The sequence below is a fragment of the Mucilaginibacter sp. BGA-UO-ETr-C110 genome (genome assembly GCF_059567985.1).
This window is the reverse complement of sequence record NZ_JCAQPB010000002.1, coordinates 2,101,390-2,127,469: the sequence shown is the minus strand read 5'-3', so window position 1 is coordinate 2,127,469 and position 26,080 is coordinate 2,101,390. Positions and strand designations below refer to the sequence as shown.

The following is a 26,080-nucleotide window of genomic DNA, read 5'->3' as shown; positions in this document are numbered from 1 at the left end:
CCCCCTTTATTTGACCCCACTCTCCCTCTTTTTTCTGTGAGGTGAAGTCTAATTTAGGCCAAATGATATAATCCGGTTACTTATCCGGATTATCTAAAATCCAAATATAATGATGAAAAGGAAAATCACCATTAATGATATTGCCAAAGAACTGAATATTTCTAAAACCTCTGTATCCTTTGTGATCAATGGCAAGGCACGCGAAAAAAATATTAGTGCAAGCTTAGAGAAAAAGGTATTGGCTTATATTGATGAGATTGGCTATCGCCCCAACCATTTTGCCCAGGGTTTACGTACCGGTAAAACAAAAATGATAGGGATGCTGGTGGAAGATATCTCAGATCCCTTTTTTTCGGCCATTGCCCGTATGATGGAAGAAATTGCTTATAAAAAAGGGTACAAGATATTGTACAGCAGCACTGAAAATGATACGCAAAAAGCAAAAGATCTGATCGAGATGTATCGTATAAGGCATGTAGATGGTTATATCATAGCGCCACCGCCCGGTATTGAACCGGAATTAAAGGAATTGCGGGATGATGGTTTTTTTGTGCTGTTATTTGACAGAGTATTGCCCGGATTAGAAATTAGCAATGTGGTGGTTGACAACCTGGTGAGTAGTTATAATGCTGTTAAACATTTAATTGATAACGGTTACAATAATATAGCAATGATCACTCTACTTTCTGAGCAAACACAAATGCTTGACAGAAAAGCTGGTTATATGAAGGCTTTAGATGAAGCTAAAAAGCCATACTTGCTAAAAAAAATAGCTTATCATGATAAAAGGGAAAACTGTATCCAGGAGATTCAGGATTTCCTGATTGGCAACCAAGAGATCGATGCATTGTTTTTTGCCACCAATTACCTTGCCGAAAGTGGATTGGAGACTTTAAAACTTTTAAAGCGCCGTATTCCTGAAGATATAGGAATTATAGTGTTTGATGACCACTTTCTTTTTAAATTATTTACACCATCAATTACTGCCATATCCCAACCGATCAAGGCTATATCAGAGCAGGTAATTCATTTGATGTTAAAAAGTATTTCCGGTCCCAGGATCAAAAAGCCAGTTAAAACAGTGGTCATTCCTACCTCCCTCATGATCAGGGACTCTTCCTTACCCCAAACAAGGATAAACAACGATTCCTGGGTTAAAAGACTGATAAAAAATAAGTTCTGAGCGAACAAATATTAAAAAGCCATATCCTCTTTTTCCCTTATAAAATGCCCATCAAATTGATTTTTTCTATGAAGCAGAGGCAAATATCCTTTATCTGGTCATTTGATGAAAAAGAGGGTGTTTTTATTGATTTACCCCCGCTGTTTGACCCCATACACCCCTTTTTATTTTTTTTCTACACTATACATTAGCAGCCAAATTATAAACAACTATTGATATAGGTACCTCATGTATCGGTCAATAAATCAATTTAGTAACCAATTTTTAATTTAAACTAATTATGATGAAAAATTTTACTTTGCTATCAAGGTACAAAGCGGCTACAATTACGCTTTTTCTTTCCTTGTTGTTCTGCCTGAACTCCATGGCGCAGGACAAGATGGTAACAGGGAAGTTGATCGACGCCAAAACCCATGAAACGATTATCGGAGCAACTATAAAAATTAAGGGTACTCAAATCGGAGCAGTAACTGATGTCTCTGGTATTTTTAAACTTAAAGCATCGCCTGGAGCTGTTTTGCAGATCAGTTACATTGGCTATATAAGCAAGGAGGTTGTGGCTGACCTGGATGCTTCAATGACTATCACCATAGCCTCTAACAGCAGTGATTTAAGTGAGGTAGTTGTGGTGGGTTATGGTACACAGCGAAAAGCTACACTTACAGGAGCCATAGCTACCGTATCAGCCAAGGTTTTTGAAGACAGGGGGCCAATTAATAATCCATTGGCTGCATTACAGGGACAAGTAGCCGGAGTAGTGGTAACGCGTACTTCGGCACAACCGGGAAGAGAAAACTGGAATTTCCAGATTAGGGGGGCGACATCTACCAATGGACAGGATCCCCTGATTATATTAGATGGGGTTGCTTTGTCTAGTAACGCTGAATTAAATTCCATCAATCCGAATGATATAGATAACATCTCAGTTTTGAAAGATGCTTCTGCATCTATATATGGGGCAAGAGCGGCTTTTGGTGTCGTACTGATCACTACTAAAAAAGCAAAAGCAGGTAAAATGGTTGTTCAATATGATGGTTCTGTATCCAGAAAGATACTTGGTTTGCAGCCAACCCTTATTAAAGATAAGCAATGGGGCGAAGGGTTAATGCAGGCATTAACGAATGATAATTATGGTGTAGCGCCTACCAGTTACTTATGGTACCAGTTAGCTGCGCTGGCCACTAATCCGCCAGCTTCAGGTTATATTGATATTACCAAACTACCCGGCTATACCGGTTCTGCTAATGGAGTGTTATACAATGGTGTACCATTGCCGTCTTTTGGCGATGTAAAGGATTTTACCTTTTTTGATACTAACCAGCAAAAAATATTGTGGCAAAATGCAACTTCAACCCAGCATAACTTAAGTTTTTCTGGCAGGACAGAAAAAGAAGGTTATCGGGTGTCATTAGGCTACTTAAATGATGGGAGCCAACTCCGATGGGGAACCAACGGAAACCAGCGATACAATTTGCGGTTTAATAATGATTATACTTTTAGTGAGAAGGTTAAACTGGAAACCAATATATCATTAGAAAGAAACAGTATACAGCAACCATCACTGTATAGTTATAACGGTTATAGTGCGCTTAGTGAATATGCGCAACCAGGTATGCCGGCCTTCACTTCACAAGGCCAGCCTTATGCATGGGGAACTGTTTTCAGTGCTGCAGGAGCAGCCAGGGATGGTGGTGCCAACCTGGAGGTTAATACCAGGGTCCTGCTTAACAGTACACTTACTTATAATTTTGCTAAACACTTAACTTTTACCGGTGTAGCAGGCTACAATACCTGGTTCCAGGATAGCCGGATACAACAAAAGCAGGTTCAATATTTTAATTATGCTGGTAATATCCTGGTGCAAACATTACCATCCTCCGGAGGGAATGATAATGTTAACAATACCTGGTACCAAAGGATGAATACCACAGAGCCTTTTTATAACCTGATTGGCAGGGTAGCTTATAATAATACCTTTGATAAGGTACATGATGTTGGTGTAATGCTCGGTAGCTCTTATGAAAGAGATGAATTTAACTCTTTTCTCACCAGGACATATAACCTGAGTAATGATAATATTCCATCCTTAGGGCTTGGTTTAAATAATGGAATCGCCGGTTATGTAACCAATGGAGAAACTCAGAACCATTATGCATTAGGTTCATATTTTGGCAGGGCAACCTATGCCTACAAGGGTAAGTATTTATTAGAGGCTATAGGGCGATATGATGGGTCTTCCAAATTCATCGCAGACAACAGGTGGAAGTTTTTCGGTAGTGTACAAGGTGGCTGGCGTATTATTGACGAAAGCTTCATGAAGAGCCAAAAAGTGGTAGATGAACTTAAACTGCGGGTTTCTTATGGAACAACGGGTAACCAGGGTGGAATAGGGTTGTATGATTATATTCAGTCGTTAGCTGTAAGCTCAGGTGGTGCTCTGCTTGGTTCGGGTACGGCAACTACGGTAACCACAGCAGGAAATTTGGTATCCTTAAACAGGACCTGGGAAACCGTAAAAAAGAAAAATATAGGCCTGGATTTTGGGTTCCTTAATAATCACTTAACCGGTAGTTTTGACATCTATCGAAATGAAAACGTCAACATGTTGTTGGGGCAAACCTATCCGGGTGTTTTAGGAGCCGGTGCCCCTGCTTCTAATATCGGTGATCTGAAATCGTGGGGTTATGAAGGTAGTTTGACCTGGAAGTCAAAAGTTGGTAGTGTATCCTATAGTATTACCGGAACAATAACCGATAATCAGAATAAACTGGTTCATTATGGCGGGGCCAATGTTTTGGGTGCCGGCTTTAATCCAACAGTGGAGGGATATCCTTTAAACTCTTACTTTGGTTTAAAATATGATGGTCGCCTGCAAACCCAGGCACAGGTTGATGCTTATAATGCCAAATATGCACCTGCAGGCAGTACCAATAATATAGGCTTACCGGTTCCAAGCCCGTTGGCTAATCCGGCTGGTCAGGTTTCCGGTCTTCGCCCGGGTGATAATACCTTTAAAGACGTAAACGGTGATGGTAAATTAAGTATAGGCACCAGTACCACAAATCCTGGCGACCTGGTGTATTTGGGTAGCAACGATCCAAGATATAGCTTTGGCTTAAACCTGGGATTGCAATGGAACGGATTTGACTTTTACACCATTTTTCAGGGAGTTGCTAAAAGAACGATCTTCAGATCAGGCAATATGCGGGTTCCTTATAAATCCATTTATCAGGGGCAAAGTGATGCCTATGTTGGTAATACATGGTCGCCAAGTACCCCGGATGCTTATTTCCCTAATTTGCACTCAGCACAAAACAATGGTATTAATACTTATAACTACCAGATATCTTCCTGGTCTGTTGAAAATGGTGCTTACATCCGTTTAAAAAACCTGGTGGTCGGATATACACTCCCGAAAAAATGGCTTGAAAAAAGCGGGGCTATCAAGGGCCTTCGCATTTACTTTTCCGGAAGTGATTTATGGGAGCTAACAAAAATTCATGATGGATGGGATCCTGAAGTAACAAGAACGGTAGCCGGAAATGAAAGGTTCCCCTTTTACCGGTATGTAACCCTTGGAGCTAATGTTACTTTCTAATTTTAATTATCAACGAAAATGAAAAAGAATAGCAAAAAATATATATTGGTATTGATAGCAATACTATTTACCATAAGCCAGTACGGCTGTAATAAGTCCCTGAACCTAACCCCGCTTGATCAGCTTTCTGATGTGGCTTATTTTAAAACCCCTGCTGATTTTAAAACCTTTGCCAATCAGTATTATGGTTACCTTAAAAACTTTACAACATTGCTGGGAGTTACTGATGCCCCGCATTCCGATGGCCGGTCTGATTTAACCGGCGGTGGCGGAAGCTTTGGCGCTGGCACGAATAGCGTACCGACTACAGAACCTGGCCAGGGTAATGCCGGTAATTGGACAACAGATTATGCCAGGATAAGAGCAACTAATTATTTGCTCACTAAAGCTGCATCATATACAGATCAGGCTGGTATTGCCCAGTTTGTGGCCGAGGCAAAGTTTTTCAGGGCATATGTTTATTTTGATCTGTTGCAACAATATGGGGGAGTGCCCATTGTAACAACCCTACTTGACCCCACATCACCTGAATTATACGGAGCAAGAGCTACCAGGGACGCGGTGGCTGATTTAATTATAGCCGATCTGCAGGCTGCTATACCTGGTTTACCGGTATCTATTTCTGCTAATTCCGGAGATTATGGCAGAGTTTCACAGATGGCGGCACAGGCCTTTTTATCAAGAGTATGCCTTTATGAAGGTACCTGGCAAAAGTTCAGAAGTGGGGATGCGACAAGGTATAATGGATTGCTTGACAAAGCAGTCGCCGCATCTAATGCTGCTATTGCCAGTAATCAATATGCACTGTTTGGAACACCCGCATCCAACGCGCTGGGAGGGAATAGTACCATCTTAGGTGATTCGGCCCAGAAATATCTATTTATTTTAGAGAATCCAAAATCTAACCCGGCTGGTGTTACCAAAGCGGCTAATCATGAGTATGTATTGGCGGTAAGATATGATGATGTTATAAAAGTAGCTGGTGTAAACATCAGCCGTTCCGCACGTAATGGTACCGGGGTAAACAGAAAATTTGCCAATATGTTCTTATGTACTGATGGGCTGCCGGTAGAAAAATCGCCATTATTCCAGGGATATCAAACATATACTTCAGAGTATCAGAACCGGGATAGCCGGATGGGCTATACCATTAAAGTGCCTTATCAATACTACTGGTTTGGTTTGCTTAATGGCAGGGTTAACTGGACGAATGATGCTGCTGACCGGGCAACCGCCGAGCAGGTAGTAAGACCTGCCGGTTATGGGGGTCAAAAATGGATTTCGGAGCGCCCGGTAGCTGATAAATTTGAGTCGGAAGACTACCCGGTGATCAGGTATGCAGAGGTATTATTAAATTATGCTGAAGCGGTTTATGAACGTAATGGTTCCATTGGCGATGCTGATCTGAATAAATCATTAAACCTGGTACGTTTACGTGTTAATAAAGCCATGCCTCCATTAAGTAATAGCTTTGCAGGCATGAACGGTCTGGATATGAGAACAGAGATCAGACGGGAGCGTGCTATTGAGCTGTTTGACGAAGATTTCAGGTTTGATGATATCAAGCGATGGCATAGCGCCGCCATTGACCTGGTGAGCAATGTGGGCGGTACAGCTTATGGGAATTTGGCTGAATTTGTAAGCCCCTGGCCTCTTGGTACTAAATATACAGGTACACAGGCACAACTCGGCCCCGATCCTCTTAACCCGGTGCCTACCAATCCAAAGGATGCTAATGGCTGCCTGATCACCGATCAAACGGTAAGGCAGTTTAGCGAGAAGAATTATCTTTATCCTATACCGGCACAACAACTTTCTTTAAACCCTAAACTTGTCCAAAATCCCGGCTGGTAACAGCTGGTAAAGCTATAATAGCTGCCTTTAGGTGGTTATTATAGCTTTTATTTGAATTTATTAAGGATGCATTGCTTTTTTTCTGATGCTTTATGGTTGTTTTTTATTGGCGACGATTATCGATGATCTTATCCTGTTTTATTAGTTTTATATCATACCAGTAAATTGAATAATTGTTCCTGATAATTTAACGGAAATGTTAAAATTATTCGCGCATATTTGTGTTAACCAATTAAGTGTACTTAGGACAATAATTTTTGCAAACATGAAGTATAGCAAACTTGTCATACTGTTTTCCTTTATTTTATGCAATGTGAAAATGTCGGAGTGTCAGCCATTGTCATACATCGGTATTGATCAGGGTTTATCTAATAATTCCGTGAGGTGTATTTATCAGGATCATAAAGGTTTTTTATGGTTCGGGACATATGATGGTCTCAACAGGTATGACGGTTACAGTTTTAAGATTTTCCGAAATAAATTCAAAGATCCCGGCTCGCTGATCAATAATTACATATTTTCAATAACCGAGGATGAGCAATCTAATATGTGGATAGGTACTCATGGAGGAGCATGTATATACAATAATCTTTCGGGCAAGTTTTCAACGGTCAATTATATATCCCGGGAAAGTGGCCAAAGTGAGGAAATAACGGTTGGTGTGCGGGTCATCAAGTCTGACCAAAAAGGTAACATGTTGCTGGGAACGTTGGGTAAAGGTTTGCTTTTTAAAGACAAATCGACAAAGCAGGCTGTACCAATCCCTATCAATAATGGTAAGGCTCAACTATGGGATTATGATGTTCAGACTATTAAACCTGATAATAGGGGGCGGATATGGGTATTTATACCACAAGTTGGGCTTTGTATGCTCAGTAGCGATAGCCATAAATTAAGTATCGTTAGTTCCGTAGTCAGAAATGCTTATTGCATTGAACCCGATCAGAACGGTAATATCTGGATTGGAACAGGTGAGGGCTTGTTTTTTTATCAGGATGAGGCAGGAGTAATGACCAAGGTGCTTGATCAAGCTAAAGGGAAACTGACCTTTAGTAAAGTATCAGACATGGTACTGGATAAGCAGGGACAGCTATGGATGACCATCAATGGCGGGGGGGTAAATATTTACAATACGCTAACACAAAAGGTTAGTTACCTGAGGACCGACAACGGGGCCAGCCCACTTTCAAATGATGCTGCCTACACAATATATAAAGATAAGGATAACCGGTTTTGGATCGGTATTCTAAATGGAGGAGTAAATATCATTGACCCACAAAAAGGGCGGTTTAAAACACTTAGCCATGATCCGGCAGATCAGCGTTCTTTACCTAAAAGAGCAATGTATGCGCTTTATCAGGATATTAATGACGATCTGTGGATAGGTACAGAAGGTGCGGGCATTGTGATATGGAACCGGAAAACAAATACTTTCAGTCAGCTTAAAAATGAAACGGGAAACACCAATTCGCTTAGCGATAACTTTGTAACCAATATCATCAGAGATGATGAGAAAAATATCTGGGCGGGTACCTTTTTTAATGGTATAAACAGGTATAACAGGGCAACACATACATTCCAGCGGTATAAATGCATAAATCCATTATCCAATACGGAAAATAGGGTTGTTTCCACCATGTGCCGGGACCAGGACGGGCATATTTGGGTGGGAACAATGAAAGGGGATGGTATAAATGGTGCCCTTTATACTTTTGATAAGAAAAGCAACCGTTTTATCGCATTTGACACTAATCTTTCGGATCTGTGGAGCCTTACCCTTGATACTGAAGGAAGATGTTGGGCAGGAACACTTACCCAATTAGTCCAGATAGATCGGAAAAGCAAAAAGCATCAATTTTTTGAATTGGGGTATTATTTGCGTAACATATATGAAGACCGCAGGCATAATTTCTGGATAGGTACAGAGGGAGGAGGATTGGTGCTGTTTGATCGTGCCAAATCTGCTATTGTTGCACGGTATACTACCGAAGACGGGCTATGTAATAATTCTATATTAAATATATTGGAAGATAAGGAGGGCGATCTGTGGCTAAGTACCTTTAATGGCTTATCAAAGTTTAATCCACGTACCAAAACCTTTAAAAATTATTACAAAAGTGATGGACTGCAAAGTAACCAGTTTCACTACAATTCTAAGGCTGTTCTGAATACAGGTGAACTGGTGTTTGGAGGTATAGAAGGTATTAATATTTTCTATCCTGAAAAAATCACAGACATTAACAGTACTCCTAAACTGGTGTTATCTGGAATAACTGTCAATAATCAGGCCTTAGAGAAAAATGCGGATTGGGTCCGGAAAATTTTTGCGGATAATATCAAAACAATAGAAATACCTTATGATAAGGCAATATTTTCCTTTGATTTTACCGCATTGGAGTATACTGCACCTGATAAAATTAAGTATGCCTATTATATGGAAGGCTGGGATCGTGGCTGGACTCATTCAGGAAATACACGTTCTGCCAATTATACCCACCTGGACGAGGGGAATTATACATTCAGAGTAAAGTGCACCAATGCCGAAGGTCGCTGGATGTCAGAAGAAATTTCATTGACCATACATGTTCTGCCGCCATGGTACCGCACGTGGTGGGCTTATTGTTTATACTTAAGTTGTATTGTAGCAGCAATTTATGGTTACCTTTTTTACCATAAAAAACAAACCCAATTAAAATATGAAGTAAAATTTGCTAAGGAGTTGAATGAAAAAAAGATCGCTTTTTTTACAAATGTATCACATGAATTGAGAGCCCCTTTAACCCTTATCGTTAACCCGATTAAAGATCTGTTGCATAGCAACGGAACCAATATTGATTTGATAGATATTAGTGCAGTGTACCGCAATTCGCGCCGTTTGCTAAGTTTGGTTGATCAGTTGTTATTATTCCGGAGCTCCGAAAATGAAGTGGCTGATCTGAATGCATCCATACTAAACCTGAAGGATGTTTGTTATGAAGTTTTCCTTTGTTTTAATAATCAGGTAAAAGCCAAGAAAATTGATTATCAGTTCCTTTGTCATGACAGCAATATCAAGGTTTATGCGGATAGGGAAAAACTTGAAATCGTGCTGTTTAATCTCTTGTCAAATGCTATAAAATATACACCTGAACATGGTTCCATCAGTGTCCGGATGGAGAAGGATGATGAGTTTATTGAAGTATTAGTAAAAGATAGCGGTTATGGGATTGCAGAGGATACCGGAGAAAAATTATTCGAAAAATTTTACCGGCTCAATCAGGATGCAGATAAAATAAACGAAAGTGGTTTTGGGATCGGACTTTTCCTGGCAAAAACATATATGGAACTGCATCAGGGTAAATTATCCTATACGAGTGTATTAGGAAAGGGTACCACATTTAAAATATCCTTACCCAAGATAAATGATCACATGCTTACCGATATTCTGGAGGAGCCGGAGAATCAAAGCAAACTTACCCACCCGCTGTTGCAGGAACTTATTACAGAGCCGCTTGAAACTGCCGAAAGCTACTTGATGACGTCTACCACACATATTAACGAAATCATGGATGATGTGGTCAATAAGAAACCCATTATTTTGCTGATTGATGATGATGTAGAAGTAAGGCGTTACGTGAAACACTTATTGCAGGATGAATTTATTATCCATGAAGCCGGGAACACAGAAGCGGGTTTTAAAACCGTTTTGGAATGTGAACCGGATATTATAGTTTGTGATGTTATCATGAATGGTGTAAATGGTGTTGAGTTTTGCTCAAAGATGAAGGAATCACCTTCATTTAGCCATATTCCTATTATACTATTAACCGGAAGCTCGTCGCCTGAGATTAAACTGAAGGGCATAGAATGTGGGGCTGATGATTATATTACTAAGCCTTTTGAAAGTGATCTGCTGATTGCACGCATAAAAAGCATGTTGAAAGGCAGGAGCACCCTTAAAAATTATTTCTTTAACGAAATTACGCTTAAGAATAATAGCTTGAAGATCCCTGCCGAATACAGCGAGTTTTTAGCTAAATGCATCCGGATTATTGAAAGCCATTTAGAAGATGAGAGCTTTTCTTTAAAAACGTTTACCGATGAAATTGGCATGAGTAGATCTAAACTATTCAGGAAGATCAAATCAATTTCTGGCTTGTCCAGTACAGAATTCATCAGGTATATAAGGTTGAGAAAGGGTGCCGAATTAATGATCCAGACCGATTTGCAAATCAAAGAGATCGCGTTTAGGATTGGGTTTCAGGATATCAGATACTTCCGTGAGCAGTTTAACAGGCTTTTTGAAATGAATCCGTCGGATTTCATACGTAAATACAGGAAGGCATTTATCAACAAAGACAATTTAAACACCAGTATTTCCTATTCAAGAAATAAGCGTTAGTGTTTTGCCGACATGATTACGCTATATACCCCCTTTTTTTGACCCAATTACCACCCATTATTGTTTTTTTTTCAAAGCAATTTAGCACTGTAAATATTCTGGAAGACAGATATATTACCAATTATAAGCTGTTAAAAACCCTTTAAGGCAATTATGAGAACTGAATTTTTCCAGGAATCTTCAAAGCCTATTTTTTGTGTAAAATTAAAACTAATGAAAAAAAACTTACTGTTTATTTTACTGATCTTTAATACCTGCCTTTATGCTAATGCAGAACTGATTACCTACAAAGCACCCGAAGGTGTTGTTTTAAATAAGGACTTTAAGATCACGGTAAAAGAATCCGGGCATCAGGAATTACCGATACCTGCCTATACCGCTTCAGTAACTGAAGTGGTTGGCACTACAAATACAGTTCAACATACTGCCTTTGGATATTTCGACTTTTCAGGTAAGGTTGAGGTAACGGTTACTTATCAAAAAGGCCCTATCCAACAGGTTAAAATAAGGCCATCTGCTTATGGAATTATTCCTAAGATTGTGGGAAATACTATTGTTTTTTCTTTAACAGAACCCCGTAATATTTCCATAGAGGTTAATGACGATATCTTTCATAATCTTCAACTGTTTGCCAATCCAATTGAAACAAAAAAGCCATCAAAGGCCAATCCTGATGTTATTTATTACGGCCCCGGATTTCATCAAATAGGTATATTAAAAATCCCATCCAACAAAACAGTTTACATTGACGGAGGGGCTATTGTTCAAGGTCAATTACTGGTAAGCAGAGTTAAAAATGTTCATATCGTGGGTCATGGTATATTAACGCAGTTACCATTAATAAACCAGGCAGATAAGGCTGATTCAGTGGCACACCAAGAACAGGGCGGACGTAATGATCAGATTACTATAGAATACGCCAAAAACGTAGAAGTAAATGGGCCTGTTGTACTGCCGCATAAATATAGCATACTCATCGGACAATCAACCGGTATAAGCATCAGTAATATTAAATCATTTAGTTCGGAAGGAAATGCCGATGGAATAGATGTGTTTTGTAGTTCAGATATTCTTATCAACCAGGTCTACATGCGAAATTCTGATGATTGTGTGGCCATATATGGACACCGTTGGGAGTATTACGGGAATACAAAAAATATTACGGTTAAAAACTCAATCCTTTGGGCAGATATCGCTCACCCTTTACTTATCGGTACTCATGGTGATACACCACATCCAGACACGTTGGAGAAAATTAAATTTATAAATGTCGATATACTTGAGCAGCATGAAAATCAAATAGATTATCAGGGTTGTATGGCCTTAAACGCAGGCGACAGTAATTTATTGAGGGATATTACTTTCAACAATATTCGTATTGATGATATCCGAAAGGGGCAGTTAGTGAATATCCGAGTCATGTACAATCAAAAGTATAATACCTCTCCTGGCAGCGGAATCGAAAATATATATTTTAAAGATATAACCTATAATGGAATCAAAGCTAATCTTTCAGTCATTTCAGGTTACGACGAAACGCGGGGCATCAAAAATGTACTTTTTGAAAACCTTAGGATAAATGGGCAGGTAATTGCAGATAATATGTCTGGCAAGCCCGGTTTTTATAAAACAGGTGATATGGCTAATATATGGGTTGGTGAACATGTAAAAGGTCTCCAGTTTATTCAAACGCCTGCAAAGTCTACTGATAACCCTGGTTCTAAGTAAAGGTATCCAGGCATACTTTCTTAGTAGGCTGCATGCTTACTGTTCATTAATATGCAGATGCAAAGAACACGTTATAGTAATGGCCGCTACCAATTAAGGACGTTCCGGACCACATGGATAATACAAGAGCATTAAGTGATATTTTACAACTAATGATTGGTTTTCATTAGACCATTTTAACTATACTGAAAGAATATTTGTGAGCTGTTTAAAAGAATCTTGCTTTCTAAGATATCTCTAGTACTTGGGAACAGGTCATAATCAGCTATCAATGCAAATGAATAAAATTAGAGAAAACAGTGCAAGTAAGCACCCGCAGAGTCAACAGCTTGTGTTTTTTTTGACATAATTCATAATTTAGTTGGCACTTCTTTTACCAATTAATTAACCATCAATATAAACCTAATTAACCGACATGAGAAATTTTGACTTTTACAAAAAATGGAAATTCTTTACGGTAAATTTCCTGCTCGTCTTTCTATTTGCGCAGAGTTATGCGCAGTAAACCATTATCGGCAAGGTGGTAGATATTAAGAACGATGAGCCAATAATCGGTGCTACAGTCGGCATAAAAGGCACTCCTATTGGTGTGGCTACTGGTATCACAGGGTCGGGGTCTTCCCAATCCTTATACCATTCCTGTATATTCCCTTTTTTGCCGATCTGGAGGGGAAACAATTTGGCTATTTTGGCAATGAGGGTATCGCGGAAAGCCTTATCTTCGCCATGAATCTCAGACGCGGTGATCACATTGATAAACAAATCCCGGATGATCGACATATCCATTGTGGTAGCAATGGATACGCTATTCCGCTGATGTTTATCGTCAAAAAAAATGTTTTCGGGGGATACCGATGGCGCGGTGACCAGGTATCCCTTATAATTCACCAGCCAGTCCATACAAAACTGTGCCGCGCTCTTCATCAAAGGATAAGCGGTATCATGCAGGTATTTTTTATCTTTTGTAAACTCGTAATGCCACCAGAGGTGTTGCGATAGCCAGGGCGAACCCATAGCCCAGTTTGCGGCTGCCGGTGTACCGCTTCCCATGTCACCCACTGGGTTTGACAACGCCCATATGTCGCTGTTATGATGAACCGCCCAGCCCCGCGCATGATAAAACTGTGTAGCTGTAACTTTACCGGTGATCGCCACATTTTTAATAAAATTGATAAAGGGCAACGCCATTTCTGAAAGATTGGTTCCCTCCGCGAGCCAGTAATTCATTTCTGCGTTGATATTAGAGGTATAATTAGAGCTCCAGAGCGGCCTGATCTCTTTGTGCCAGATTTCCTGTAAATTGGCATTTACGCCGCCCGGCCGTGAACTGGAAATCAACAGGTAGCGGCCATACTGAAAATACAACATTTCCAATGCAGGGTCTTTAACGCCTTTGGTATATCCTAGCAGGCGCTGATCCGTAGGTAGCGTTGCGTTATTATTGATAGCGGGTGCCGCGAGGTGAAACGAAACCCGATTAAAGTAGCGATGATAATCGGCTAAGTGTGCGGCTAATAAGGTTTGCCAACTTTTTTTGGTGGCTGCGTTCAAATATTCCTTAGCCAGCTTGTCCTCGTCTTTTCCTTCCGAATCGGGACATTTATCAAAACCGTTGAAGCTGGTCGCTGCGAATAGATAGTCGGTAACCTCGGTCGCGTTCTTTACGGTGATACCGCTCGAATCCGAACTGATTGCACCCTCATGGCTTGTTGCTTTGATCAACAGTTCAAAACGCATGCCGCGGCATCCCAGGGTATCCGTTTGGGTTATCGGATGATTTGATTGGATATAATCAGGCTCGATGTGTGATGGCGCTTTCCCTTTGAACCCCATTTCATTACTACTGACAACTATCGCACGATGAAGCAGTTGCGACGCAGACCTTATTTTGAAGTTTAATTGACCTGCTTTATTGGAAGTAAGATGCATCACTATAACCTGATCCGGTGCAGAGCTGAACATTTGCCTCGTGTATACTGTTCCGGCAATGGTGAAACCTGTGGTTGTTATAGCATCCTTAATATCCAGGTCACGGTAATAAGTGGTAGTAGTTGTATCCGCGAAATCTTGCGTAAGCACCAGATCGCCCAATGGCAGATAGGAATCGGAAAAATAACCCTGCATCTTTTTAACATAGCTTTCAGCCTTGGTATAGTCTTCCTCTTTGAATAATGCTTCCCGTGTTAATAACAGGTGGAATAAGCATTGGGGTTCACATTTGCCCGGGCCGGGCCACCTGTCCCTAAAGTCCTTTCATTTAACTGGAGTAATTCCATTTTAATGCCGCCAAACACCATGGCTCCTAAACGCCCGTTACCTAAAGGCAAGGCTTCCGTCCAGGTAGTAGCAGGTTGCTGATTCCATAGTTTCAGATCGCACTGGCAAACCGCGGTTAACGGAAATCCTAATAAAACTGTCAACACGAATTTCTTTATTATCATTATCTTGGCTGTTAAATTAAAGCAACTTGGGAGTCTGACGAAGATGGTTTGATCTTTTTAGAAACCCTCATATTTCCGCAAGGATCTTCCTTTGGCTATAATACTAATATTACTTAAATAAATAAATTCGATTTTACTTCGCGACCATCGCTTCAACTTCCAATTTCCATTTAGGGTCTAATAACTGGCAGCAAACTACCGTTGAGGCGGGCTGATTATTGCCCATTTACCTGATGCGCAATTGAAGGTGGGTCGGCCAGCTAGGTGCGAATAGAAACTATGTTTTGATAATCCATTTGAGCCGACTGGAGAATGGTGCCAATATGCTGCCATATTATTTCACCCTGTTCTTCAAATGTTTCTGGCATGGTTTGTCCATCGGCTAGGTAACCGTTGAGTTCGCTTATGATCAATAGGTTTGAATTGCCTTTAATCTCAACAGCATGACTATAACTGCGGTAAGGCGGGAACACCCCGGCTGGGTTGTGTTTAATAATTGACATGTTTACTTTATTTAAGCGTTCTCACTCTGTTTAATTAAATTTGCTACAATCTTATTAATTGTTTGCCTGAATGAAGAGGTAACCTTGTTCCTTTCCAAATGAATACCCCGGTAAGGTTTTGCGGCAAAATAATCTCACCTTCCAGTTCCTCATCATTCTTTTTTTTCAGAGAGATTAATATATCCCCATAGGGGTGTGGCATTTTTGCCTTTATAAATTTCAGTTTGCCTAAATGAGGTGCTATTTTTACGGTTTTAAAACCCGGGCTACCGGGAGATATACCGCAAACCGTTGTCAGCAGGTCATGATTAGGGCTCGCACTCCAGGCATGGCAATCTGAGCGGGTAGGTTCAGGAGTTTCTGCGAATGTTGTCAATCCCAAACTGATCATATCCTTCCAGGGTTGTAATTGGTCAAGGTATTGATCTCCCAAACCTGCTTTATTCATGGCCTGCGCCAGGTAAAATTTAAAATATAATGTGGCCTGGGTAAGTTTGGGTTCATGTAATACCTTATTGATGATTTCCCTTTCTTCGGCTATATCAAACATTCCAGCTAATATTGCCATAATGTTTGCGTGCTGGCTATAGCTATCCTGCTCCGGGGAATCGGCTATCAACCCTTTTTGTTTATTCCAGCAAAGCGCTTTTGTTTTTTGTACCAAGGCCCCGGCGTGCGTACGATATAACTTTGCCTGGTTTCGGCCTCCCGTAGATTCCAAAAGGTCAGCGGCCTGTTCTAGGGTATAGGCATATTGCAAGGTCAGGATCGACGAATTTCCATCAATAGCGCCTTTCGGCGTGCCACCCACGGGTTTTTCCAAACTATACGGCCCAAATGACCAGTCTACAAAATTCCACCAGTCCATTGGCCCAAGCATTCCATTTGCCGAAACATGTTGTTGGTACCAATCCAGGACATTGAGAACACCATTTATCTGCTGTTTGATGAATTTAGGATCATCCCTGTACATCCAGTGATCATGAACCATACTAATCCAGAATAATGAAAAGGGCGGAATGATCTGTGCCCGGGAACTTGGGTATCTGCTTTGTGTTAATCCCATGGGTAATATGGATTGCTGGAACTGCTCAATTGCATTGCGCATTAACTTGTCATCCCCGGAAATGGACAGCGAAATAAGTGCCTGGATACGTGTGTCGGCAATATATTGATATTGTTCATAATATGGGCAATCATAATAAGTTTCGCCCGCGCAAAGCCGGGCGGTATGCCAGCCTATATCCCAGATCTTAGACAGGGTGGTGTCGTTGCTTTTAAAATAAGCATTTTCATGAAAAGGATAGGCTGTGAAATAGGAACCAATATCCTGGATGGTAAGCGGGTCGTCATTGGTGGCAACAGTAAGTTCCAGGTAGCGAAAAGTCCTGAACCATAAAGTTTCAAAGTGCCTGTTTTGTCCGCCATCCGCTGTGAAAGTATCATAAAAGTCACTGTGTAGCGTTCTTCCGAATGCTTCGTTACGGTTACCTTTTTCACCGTGATGATCAGTCAGTGCTTCTGCATAACCTATCGTGATTACTGCATTTTTTCCTCCGCTGATGATCAGATCCGGATATGCTGTGGTAAGATTTTGCTGATCGAACAGGATAGTGGCTTTTTGGTGAGCGGGGATATGTACCGGGGCTCTGCCTGCCAGGAACTTTTGATCAATCTGTATGTTTTCCATCCGTACAATAGCATTTACCCGTTGAAACCGGTGCTCCAAAAAGGGAATATTTCTTGGAACCAACATCCAGTCCCAACCTTCAGACTTCCCATAAGGGAAACCATGACTTAATATCCTGGGAGATTTCCAGTCTGTGTCATCATAACTTATGCTTTCCCAGCCATAAGGATATTTTGGCCCGTACACCCGTTCCCCCTGTCCCACGACGGTCTGGAGTGCCCGCTTTTCTGGTGCTTGATAAGCTTCATTTTTATATACTTTCCAATTGTCATCGGTGTTTACGATACTTTCAACGGCACCGTCTCCCTGCAGAATAAAAGCCGTTTTATTTGTTATTTGGGCAGCTGGTATAAATTCACCCAAATTCCATACTACCGCTGCCAGGACATTTTTGCCCCCGACCAATTTGTCAGCAATATCAATAGTTTCATATCGCCAATGAGCAAGGTCACCTCTGGCCGGGCCGTTGCATACCTCATGGCCATTAACAAACAACTTGTAACGATTATCACCGGAAATGTGAATAATAAAGCTTTCTGGCTTTTTATTCAGGTTAAATGCTTTTCTAAAATTAAGGACGACATAATCCTGTAAAGAGATATTGGGACAGGTTATCCATTGGGCCGCCCATCTTTTATTCAGCAGATCAGGATTGATTATTGACTCTGGCTGGCACATGGCCGTTGTGCCACAAAATATCATTATAATGATCAACAGAGCTGATTTATTGACTTTTATCTTATTCGGCCAATTAGTAATATCCATCATCAAAACTCTCCAATGGTTTTTTGGCCCGTTAGTTGATCGATCATATTCAGGACCAAATAATTCCAGTTTTGGAAGCCTTTATTCATGATAGGTGCGCCGGTATCGGGATCATAATATTCATGCAAAGCACCTTCTTTTTTGAAATCGTTGCCAAACAACATAATGGTCTTGCAGGCTAATGCTGTCGCCTCTTTTTTATAGCCGTATTTTAGCAAACCGCGGTAGGTCATATAATTGGATATACCCCATATCGGACCCCACCAGTTGGATGGGTTACTGCTGGCTTTGAGGCTATACATTTTTTCTAGTTTAGATAAGGTGCGGATGCCATATTGAGCATTGAACGTACGTTTGTCGAGATAGTTCTCAGCAACCATTCTTTTGGCCTGTTCGGGTGTAGCTACGCCTGCCCACATGGCCATAAAGCCAGACCATACGCCTATGCGTTGGATCAAACCGGAGTAGGTGCGGGGCATCCCCTGATGCAGGACAAATGGATGCCCGAAAACAATTGACGGTTCATTGGTAATGGGCCGCAGGTTCAGGTCAACGGAATAATAAAAGCCATCTTTTTCATCCCAGCAGTTATGCTGGATAGCAGCCTTTAGCGCTTCAGCATCCTGTTCATAATGAGTACCGGCATCTTTCAGCTTCAGGCACTCCGACAAATAAGCCATCGCTTTCAATTCCTTATACATCAAACAATTCAGGAAAATGGAAGCCGAACTGCGCTTTGGCCGAAAAAAGGTGGAGGGATCATTGTCTACGCCGATTGCCAGATCATCCTGCCAAAAGAAAAGCCCCGTTTCCTGATTTCGGTGATGGGTCTGGTAATTTCTAATAAAGGCCTGCATAAAACCAAATCTTTCACGTAACCATTCCGCATCGCCATTATTGAGTTTGGTCAAAAACGCGGCATGTTGCGCGATTACGGGTTTATGCATGTTCGTGCTGTAAATATCTGCAGGCTTGATTTTAGCCGGATCTGAATCCATATCGATTTCAATCGGCATGTATCCGTCAGAATCTGTATATGCCAGATAATTGAGGACGCAGCCCTGCTCATAAGGCAAAGCATCACGCTTATCACTTGCCGTTCCTGCATCCTGCAATATCTGTTGAAGGGCGATATCACTTAACCAGGAATCCCAATCCCAAAGGACGCTCGCATAGGATTTGCTTCCTGGCGTGATAAAAGGGTAATGCAAGACGCCGGTTGGTTGTTTGAGCATTTGTTTATAGTCCTGAAATACGTATTTTTTAATCACTCTTATATTTTCGGCGACGCTGTCGGGCAGCTGTGCGAATGATGATCCTGTAGAAAAGATCAGCATAAAGACGATTATGTTTTTTCTCATATTGGTTTATACGATCGGTTGTAGAAGTTTAAATGTAAACAATAAGCTTTAAGCGTGCATCATGCACTGTCTTTGGTAGTTGGTCGAACGGATTAGCTTGAAACCAGTTGGTGTTTTTATTCAGGTTGATTCTTACACATAGAACCAATTTAATGATACACCTCCAACAATTACATGAACCCGGAGGACGGAATTACATGGTTAAGTCTCCCGAAATATCCAACCTGTTGAATGAACACCTAACGGTTTTAATGAATAAATGCATCTAAAGCGGCGGTTGGTTGTTTTGTTGTTGGGTCCCAGGCTCCCAAAGTATAGGATGTAAATGGTGAATAACCTTCGGGTTCCCAATAAAACACACCTAACCCGGTACCGCTGGGCAGGTTATTTTGCAGATAATTAATATAGGTGGTGATAACCGATTTTGTATCAGCGGCCTTTGTTTCAGCTCCTCCGACCTCTACAACCATTACAGGTTTACCATACCGGGCCTGTATCGTGGCAAAATTTGGCGCAATATTAGGTGCATCAGTTTTACTTGCATATGATGAAAAACCACATATGTCCCATTTGCCGCCATTGGCCTGATAGGTATCGAACCATGATTCAATGCTGGTAAGATTTTGTGGTTGAGCCAGATGAATGATGACGAGCGTTGATGGGAACACTTCTTTTACCATGTCATAAGCTGCATTTAATAAACCCGTCATTTGTACTGGGTTATGGGCAATGCTGCCAGTATAACCGCAAATACCCAGGTTTTCTTCATTGCCTATTTGCACCCAGTCTGGTGTAACACCATTGTATTTCAAATCATTCATAAAATGATATACATAATTATACATAGCCGATTGCATTTGGGTGTAGGTCATGCTCGCCCATGCAGCTGGCGGAACCTGGCTGCCCACACTATTCCAGGTATCACCAAAATGAAAATCAATTAAAACCCTTAAACCCGCGGCTTTACATCGTTTCGCCATCGCAACGGTTTCGGTTTCGCTGCAATGCCCATTTGCAGGATCAGAGGATGGATTGACCCAGGTACGCAATCTTACCGCATTAATACCCTTCTCTTTTAATATTGTCAGGCAATCTTCCTGCACACCACTGCTGTTTTTAAAGATATAACCATTAGCCTCCATCTGGGGGAGCCAGCTAACGTCGGCTCCGTAAGCAAACGTTGACGTTGCATCAACTTTTAACGTTTTTGCATCATTGCTTGCCGAATCAGGTTTTGCCATTGATGCGAATTTTTCTTTTGTACACCCACAAGTTAAAGCAAGTGCTAAAGCACCTGCACAGAATAAAGTTTTCATAAAAATTTAATTGTTGGTTTGTCTAAGTTAAATTAAGCGTTATAGAAGCCCGTGTTGTTCGTTCATACTAATCTTTTGCGCGAATGAGCTTATTTAAAATAAAAGGCTAAGTCGCCGTTAGATTTGGGTTTAAAATCCAGGTGGTTGCTAAATCGGGAATAAAGCAAGCGGTGTACAGATAGCTTTGATACACCGCTTTACTTACCATTCTTTCATCAGGACAAGATTTAATTTGGCTTAAAACCAAATCATCCCATCTATTTGGTTTGTAAGCATTCACTTTCTCGGAGCTTATCCCTTACTTTTTTAATATCCCGGATTTTGTATGAGTTTGGGATTAAGGGTTATTTCCCTGTTCGGTATTGGGAAGATCAACCTGAAGGCCTGCACATTGTATGATACAGGAGACGGCACTATACCTTGTGGATAGTAATAGGCTGCAGGGTTAGCTTTTACCTTCAATCCTTGAGCATTCATGACCGAAATTGCCCTGTCTGTCCGTACCAAATCGAGCCAACGCTTGTTTTCACCGGCAAATTCTACCTGGCGTTCGTGCTCTACAGCTAACCTTACAGAAGCCTGATCTGTAACCGTGATCGCCGTTAAGCCGGCTCTTGCTCTCACCTGGGTGATATACGGAATTGCTTCACCCGTCTTTCCCTGTTCATTTAACGCCTCCGCCAAAAATAATAAAACTTCCGCGTAACGATAAACCGGCCAGTTATCGTTGGTTATCGGGAATACTGCTGCTCCGTGTACATATTTCTTTAAATAAGGATAGGTAACGCTGCCGATTGTAACCGTTGCAATGGTAGCCGCCTTTCTTGCATCGCCTGTTTCATAGGCAGCAATCAAATCAGGTGTAGGCGTGTTCCAGCCACCGCCGGCTCCATTCGTTGCGCTACTCGGGAAGCCTGGAATTACGCCGGGATCATCCAGGGTCGGTAGAAAGAGATAGGCAAAAACGCTATAAACCCCCGCAGAAGTATTATCGCTGTATTGGATCTCAAATATGGATTCGGAATTGTTTTTGTTGGCCGGGCTAAAAACCTGTGCATAATCGCTTACCAGGCTGTAGGCGCCCGAACTGATCATAGTTTTCAGAATTGTTTCTGCTTTGGCCCACTCCTTGGTGACCATGTAAACGTTAGCCAACAACATATTTGCAGCGCCTGAGGTAGCTCTCCCGACCTGTTGAGCTGATTTGGCTGGCAATAAGGTTGCTGCTGTCGTTGCATCAGCCAGGATCTGGTTATAAACGGTGGCTTTGGCGGTACGGGGAGTCAGTGTTTCTTCATAGCTTGTTACAGGTGTCAGTTGTAAAGGTACGTCACCGAAATACTGTACAAGGTCAAAATAGGCGAGGGCCCTTAAAAATAAAGCCTCTCCCTTAAAAATATTCCTGGAGCTTTCCGTAAACGTTGCACTTTCCAGACTTTTTAGTATCTGGTTCGCCCGTCCGATGATCACATAATCATTGGTATACTTTGATTGCGTTGCAATCTGTGAGGTGTTATCTATAAACTCATCAACATCAGCACGCCCAAGCTGCCCTCCGTCTCTCGTGTTAAAGATAAAGACTGTATTATCGGACCTCATTTCGCCCATGATCCAGGCACCATAACCCGGACGGTCCGTGTTGCCATAGACGCCTCTTAAGGCAGCATAAGCCCCTATATTAGCTTGGGTGAAATCGCTTTCCGTTTTGTAAAAGTTGGTAGCACTTATATTGCTGATTGGAGTTAAATTCAGGAAATCTTTCTTGCAACCGGTAAAGGTTAATAATACTACCGAAGCTGTGATGATATATTTTCTCATGATTGGTTTTATATTAATATCAATCTTAAAAATTAAAGTTCGCGCCAAAAGTGAAGGTTCTTGGAACCGGATAGGTGGCATAATCAAGCCCCAGGTTCAAAACTGATGCTTGATCGCCGTTGTTGGTTCCGCCAACTTCAGGATTGATCCCCGGATATTTAGTAAATACAAATAGCTGTTGGCCACTGGCAAAGAACCGGATCGAACGCAGGTATTTATTCTCTTTTAAAGGTAAGGTGTATCCGAATGTTACATTTTTCACGGTCAGAAAGCTGGCGCCATTGATATATCTCGTGCTAAACGTCCGGTCAAAACCGGATACGCCAGATCCCGCAGAGCCGTAAAAGCCATCTCCTGGGTCGGACGGGGATTTCCAGCGTCTTGCGACCGCTTTGTAAACATTAAACACGCCGTCGATGTTACCCGCGAATTCCAACATCCGATTGGCAATTTGATCGCCGTATTGCCCGGCCATCACTATGGAGAGATCGAAATTTTTGTAAGAGAAATTATTCGTGATACCGTATACAAATTTGGGTGTCGGGTCCCCGATAATAGTCTTGTCTTTGTCGTCAAAGGTGACCGTTCCGTCGCCATTTACATCTTTAAACCTGGCTGTTCCTACAGCGGCTCCAATGTATTGTGGATTGTTTTGGAGATCAGTCTGCGTATAGTTTAGTCCCTCGAATACAAAACCATAGAGTTGACCTATAGGCTTGCCAACTTCTGTAATGGTATTGTCTCCATATATAGCTGCATTGGCCGTACCCAATTGCAATACCTTATTCCTGTTAAAGGAAATATTAAAATTCGTGCTCCATTTAAATTTATCCACCATATTTTGGGTGGTTACTGAAAATTCATGGCCCCAGAAATTGATCTTGCCGATATTGGTGATCAGACTACTGAAACCGGATGAACTGGGGACATCGACGGAATAAAGCAAATTATTGGTATTTCGGTTATAATAGTCGTATGTGAAAGAAATCCGATCATTCAGAAAGCCGAGCTCAGCTCCGATATCCACTGTCGTCGACTTTTCCCAGCCCAACTGGTTGTTGGCCAAACTTGTGGCACTTCTTCCGCTGACCACACTACCATCAAGCACATAGTTTGTGGAACTCACATTGGCATATTGCGTATAATTCCCGATGTTATTGTTACCGGTGCTTCCATAACTTCCGCGGAGTTTAAAAAAAGAGACCAGCGGGATTTTTTCCATGAACTTTTCTTTGCTGACGATCCAGCCTGCTGATGCTGATGGAAAATTCCCGTATTTGGTGTCTGAGCCAAATCGCGAGGACCCATCCCTTCTGATCGAACCGGATACCAGGTATTTGCCCGCAAAATCATAATTCAACCTGCCGATATACGACACCAAAGACCATTCCTGAACATCGCTAGTTGTTATGGTGGTTTTCGCGGCATTCAAAGTTTGCACCAGGTCATCGGGAAAATCTGAAGCGTTGGTATAACTTGATTGCAGTCGGTATTTCTGCGCTGTAAAACCACCCAGGACATCAAAGTGATGCTGCCCCAGATCTTTCTTGTAGGACAGGATGTTTTCTGTTAACCAGGTGTAATATAACTGGTTCTGGTTGACGGCTGTGATCGGTTGTGGCGGAGCTGCAAATAGCTTACCCGCAGTAGAAGGGTTGAAATTATTGAAAAGTGTTTGATTTAAATCAATGTTGATCGATGATTTATAGGTCAGGCCCTTTATTGGAGTCACTTCTACGTAAGCATTTGATAATACCCGGTTAACTGTAGTGGCCCGTTTTACGACATTTAAAACATTATACCAGTTCGGATTAGGGAAAAGCCCGGGACCTGTTGCCGTCAATGGTATAGAGCCATCCGCATTTTTATATGGTGCCAAAGGTGTGGTTAATATAGCTCCCTCTATAATACTCGGCTGATTATACCAAACACCATCGGCCTGCGGAGAATGTGAGACAGATACGGAAGGGGCCACATTGAAGCCAATTTTGATGAAATCATTCAACTGGTAATCGGTATTTGACCGGACTGAGTACCTTTTATAATTTGAATTGAGTAGCACGCCGTCCTGGTTAAAATACCCTACGGTGACGCTGGAATTTGTTTTGTCTTTACTGCTGGCAACCGTAACGCTGTAATTCTGGATCTGCGCAGTCCTGAATAAAATATCGTACCAATTTGTGCCTTCTCCATATTGGGATGGATTGGCATAAGCTGGGTCAACTGTCTGCCCTTTTTGTTCTGCAATTTCTTTTTGATATTGGGCAAACTCTCTTGCGTTCATCATATCTGGCCTGCCTTTTTGTGGAAGCGACTGTACCCCGGCATACGCATTCAGACTGACAGTAGACTGTCCTTTTTTCGCATGTTTTGTCGTTAGTAATACCACGCCATTGGTGGCCCGTGAGCCATATAAAGCAGTAGCCGCGGCATCTTTCAGAATAGAAATATTTTCAATTTCATCCGGGTTGATATTACTGATATCTCCTTCGATAGGTAAACCATCTACAACGTATAAAGGATTGGTGCCAGCTGAAATGGAGCCGGCGCCCCTGATCCGAACCGACATTCCCGCCCCCGGTGTTCCGGTAGTTTGGGAGATCTGCACACCAGATAACTGTCCCTGAAGTTTCTGCGTCAGCTGGGCAACTGGTTGGTCCTGCAGTTCCTTTGCATTCAAACTTTGAACAGCACCAGTGTTGTTTTTGCGGGTACTGGTACCGTAAGCCACGACCACCACCTCATTCAGGGCCTTGGACTCCTCAACTAATTTAATATCGAGGAAGATGTTACTTCCAACAGGTACCTCCTGAGCGGTGAAGCCTATGTAAGTAAATATTAATACCGCCTTCTCGTCCGTAACGCTGATCTGAAATTTACCGCCAGCATCTGTAGTTGTTGCATTATGTGTGCCTTTTTCTAAAACACTCACACCAGTCAATGCTTCGCCCTTTGCATCTTTTACTGTTCCCTTAACGGATTTAGTTTCCTGATCAGGCTGAATTGAAGAGTCTGGTTGTGCGGTAATACCTGTTTCATTCTTTCTCTTTGTCACTAAAATATAATCATTGACATATTCATATTTCAGGTCAAGGGACTTGAATAACTTATCTAAAATGAGGTGCAATTCTTTGTTGTTTTCATTCAGCGTTAACTTTCTTCTGGCCTTAATAACCTCGGGACTGTAAATAAATTTCACATGAGCCTCGTGGGATAACTTATCAAAAGCATAGGTTACATCCCGGTTTTTAATATCCACGGTTATTTTTCTATTAAGCACTTCCTGTCCGGCAGAGATCCCTGCATGGGCACAAAGAGCAAACATCAAAATAATAGCAGGTATAATCGAAATTTTCATTATAGCAATAGCTAATGAAAAAGGTAATCCTTTTTTCATATTTTTACTTGGTTTGATTCGGTTCGTAATTGGATTAAACTATCC

At 41.6% G+C, this 26,080-nt stretch carries 13 protein-coding genes; 5 read left to right on the top strand and 8 right to left on the bottom strand.

Going from position 1 to position 26,080, the window contains the following annotated elements:
- Nucleotides 1-109 precede the first annotated feature (109 nt).
- The 5 genes from AC57BQ_RS09840 (at nucleotide 110) to AC57BQ_RS09820 (ending at nucleotide 12,744) form a co-directional block, all read left to right on the top strand.
- Nucleotides 110-1,183 (top strand): LacI family DNA-binding transcriptional regulator, encoded by a 1,074-nt coding sequence (locus AC57BQ_RS09840; RefSeq protein ID WP_496406105.1) that lies wholly within the window; start codon nucleotides 110-112, stop codon nucleotides 1,181-1,183.
- 280 nt (nucleotides 1,184-1,463) lie between these two features.
- Nucleotides 1,464-4,781 carry a SusC/RagA family TonB-linked outer membrane protein gene (locus tag AC57BQ_RS09835; RefSeq protein ID WP_496406104.1) on the top strand — a complete coding sequence of 1,106 codons (3,318 nt, stop codon included), beginning with the start codon at nucleotides 1,464-1,466 and terminating at the stop codon, nucleotides 4,779-4,781.
- An 18-nt stretch (nucleotides 4,782-4,799) separates the two neighbouring features.
- Entirely contained in the window at nucleotides 4,800-6,635 is a 1,836-nt protein-coding gene (locus tag AC57BQ_RS09830) for a RagB/SusD family nutrient uptake outer membrane protein (protein WP_496406103.1), read from the top strand.
- A gap of 319 nt (nucleotides 6,636-6,954) precedes the next feature.
- Nucleotides 6,955-11,016, top strand: a complete 4,062-nt coding sequence (locus AC57BQ_RS09825; RefSeq protein ID WP_496406102.1) for a hybrid sensor histidine kinase/response regulator — start codon at nucleotides 6,955-6,957, stop codon at nucleotides 11,014-11,016.
- Nucleotides 11,017-11,169: 153 nt separating this feature from the next.
- Nucleotides 11,170-12,744, top strand: a complete 1,575-nt coding sequence (locus AC57BQ_RS09820; RefSeq protein ID WP_496406101.1) for a glycosyl hydrolase family 28 protein — start codon at nucleotides 11,170-11,172, stop codon at nucleotides 12,742-12,744.
- Between the two features lie 492 nt (nucleotides 12,745-13,236).
- Here AC57BQ_RS09820 and AC57BQ_RS09815 read toward each other — a convergent pair whose 3' ends face one another.
- The 8 genes from AC57BQ_RS09815 to AC57BQ_RS09780 form a co-directional block, all read right to left on the bottom strand.
- A complete protein-coding gene (locus AC57BQ_RS09815; RefSeq protein ID WP_496406100.1) occupies nucleotides 13,237-14,868 on the bottom strand; it encodes a glycosyl hydrolase family 95 catalytic domain-containing protein in 1,632 nt (543 codons plus the stop codon).
- A gap of 59 nt (nucleotides 14,869-14,927) precedes the next feature.
- Nucleotides 14,928-15,185 carry a glycoside hydrolase N-terminal domain-containing protein gene (locus AC57BQ_RS09810; RefSeq protein ID WP_496406099.1) on the bottom strand — a complete coding sequence of 86 codons (258 nt, stop codon included), beginning with the start codon at nucleotides 15,183-15,185 and terminating at the stop codon, nucleotides 14,928-14,930.
- Nucleotides 15,186-15,445: 260 nt separating this feature from the next.
- Entirely contained in the window at nucleotides 15,446-15,688 is a 243-nt protein-coding gene (locus AC57BQ_RS09805; protein WP_496406098.1) for a RidA family protein, read from the bottom strand.
- Between the two features lie 43 nt (nucleotides 15,689-15,731).
- Nucleotides 15,732-18,092 carry an alpha-L-rhamnosidase-related protein gene (locus tag AC57BQ_RS09800; RefSeq protein WP_496406097.1) on the bottom strand — a complete coding sequence of 787 codons (2,361 nt, stop codon included), beginning with the start codon at nucleotides 18,090-18,092 and terminating at the stop codon, nucleotides 15,732-15,734.
- A gap of 53 nt (nucleotides 18,093-18,145) precedes the next feature.
- Nucleotides 18,146-19,504: an MGH1-like glycoside hydrolase domain-containing protein gene (locus AC57BQ_RS09795; protein WP_496406096.1), complete on the bottom strand. Its 1,359-nt coding sequence runs from the start codon at nucleotides 19,502-19,504 to the stop codon at nucleotides 18,146-18,148.
- Between the two features lie 248 nt (nucleotides 19,505-19,752).
- Entirely contained in the window at nucleotides 19,753-20,745 is a 993-nt protein-coding gene (locus tag AC57BQ_RS09790; RefSeq protein WP_496406095.1) for a glycoside hydrolase family 53 protein, read from the bottom strand.
- 381 nt (nucleotides 20,746-21,126) lie between these two features.
- Nucleotides 21,127-22,638 (bottom strand): RagB/SusD family nutrient uptake outer membrane protein, encoded by a 1,512-nt coding sequence (locus tag AC57BQ_RS09785; protein ID WP_496406094.1) that lies wholly within the window; start codon nucleotides 22,636-22,638, stop codon nucleotides 21,127-21,129.
- Nucleotides 22,639-22,663: 25 nt separating this feature from the next.
- On the bottom strand, nucleotides 22,664-26,035 hold the full coding sequence (locus AC57BQ_RS09780; RefSeq protein ID WP_496406093.1) for a TonB-dependent receptor: 3,372 nt from the start codon (nucleotides 26,033-26,035) through the stop codon (nucleotides 22,664-22,666).
- Nucleotides 26,036-26,080: the final 45 nt, after the last annotated feature.

What these genes read in the sequence shown, in the direction of transcription:
- AC57BQ_RS09840 (WP_496406105.1), top strand. Translation starts at nt 110, where the DNA reads ATGATGAAAAGGAAAATCACCATTAATGATATTGCCAAAGAACTGAAT.
- AC57BQ_RS09830 (WP_496406103.1), top strand. Translation starts at nt 4,800, where the DNA reads ATGAAAAAGAATAGCAAAAAATATATATTGGTATTGATAGCAATACTA.
- AC57BQ_RS09805 (WP_496406098.1), bottom strand. Translation starts at nt 15,688, where the DNA reads ATGTCAATTATTAAACACAACCCAGCCGGGGTGTTCCCGCCTTACCGC.
- AC57BQ_RS09790 (WP_496406095.1), bottom strand. Translation starts at nt 20,745, where the DNA reads ATGGCAAAACCTGATTCGGCAAGCAATGATGCAAAAACGTTAAAAGTT.
- AC57BQ_RS09780 (WP_496406093.1), bottom strand. Translation starts at nt 26,035, where the DNA reads ATGAAAAAAGGATTACCTTTTTCATTAGCTATTGCTATAATGAAAATT.
- AC57BQ_RS09835 (WP_496406104.1), top strand. Translation starts at nt 1,464, where the DNA reads ATGATGAAAAATTTTACTTTGCTATCAAGGTACAAAGCGGCTACAATT.
- AC57BQ_RS09820 (WP_496406101.1), top strand. Translation starts at nt 11,170, where the DNA reads ATGAGAACTGAATTTTTCCAGGAATCTTCAAAGCCTATTTTTTGTGTA.
- AC57BQ_RS09825 (WP_496406102.1), top strand. Translation starts at nt 6,955, where the DNA reads ATGTCGGAGTGTCAGCCATTGTCATACATCGGTATTGATCAGGGTTTA.
- AC57BQ_RS09795 (WP_496406096.1), bottom strand. Translation starts at nt 19,504, where the DNA reads ATGAGAAAAAACATAATCGTCTTTATGCTGATCTTTTCTACAGGATCA.
- AC57BQ_RS09785 (WP_496406094.1), bottom strand. Translation starts at nt 22,638, where the DNA reads ATGAGAAAATATATCATCACAGCTTCGGTAGTATTATTAACCTTTACC.
- AC57BQ_RS09815 (WP_496406100.1), bottom strand. Translation starts at nt 14,868, where the DNA reads ATGCAGGGTTATTTTTCCGATTCCTATCTGCCATTGGGCGATCTGGTG.
- AC57BQ_RS09810 (WP_496406099.1), bottom strand. Translation starts at nt 15,185, where the DNA reads ATGATAATAAAGAAATTCGTGTTGACAGTTTTATTAGGATTTCCGTTA.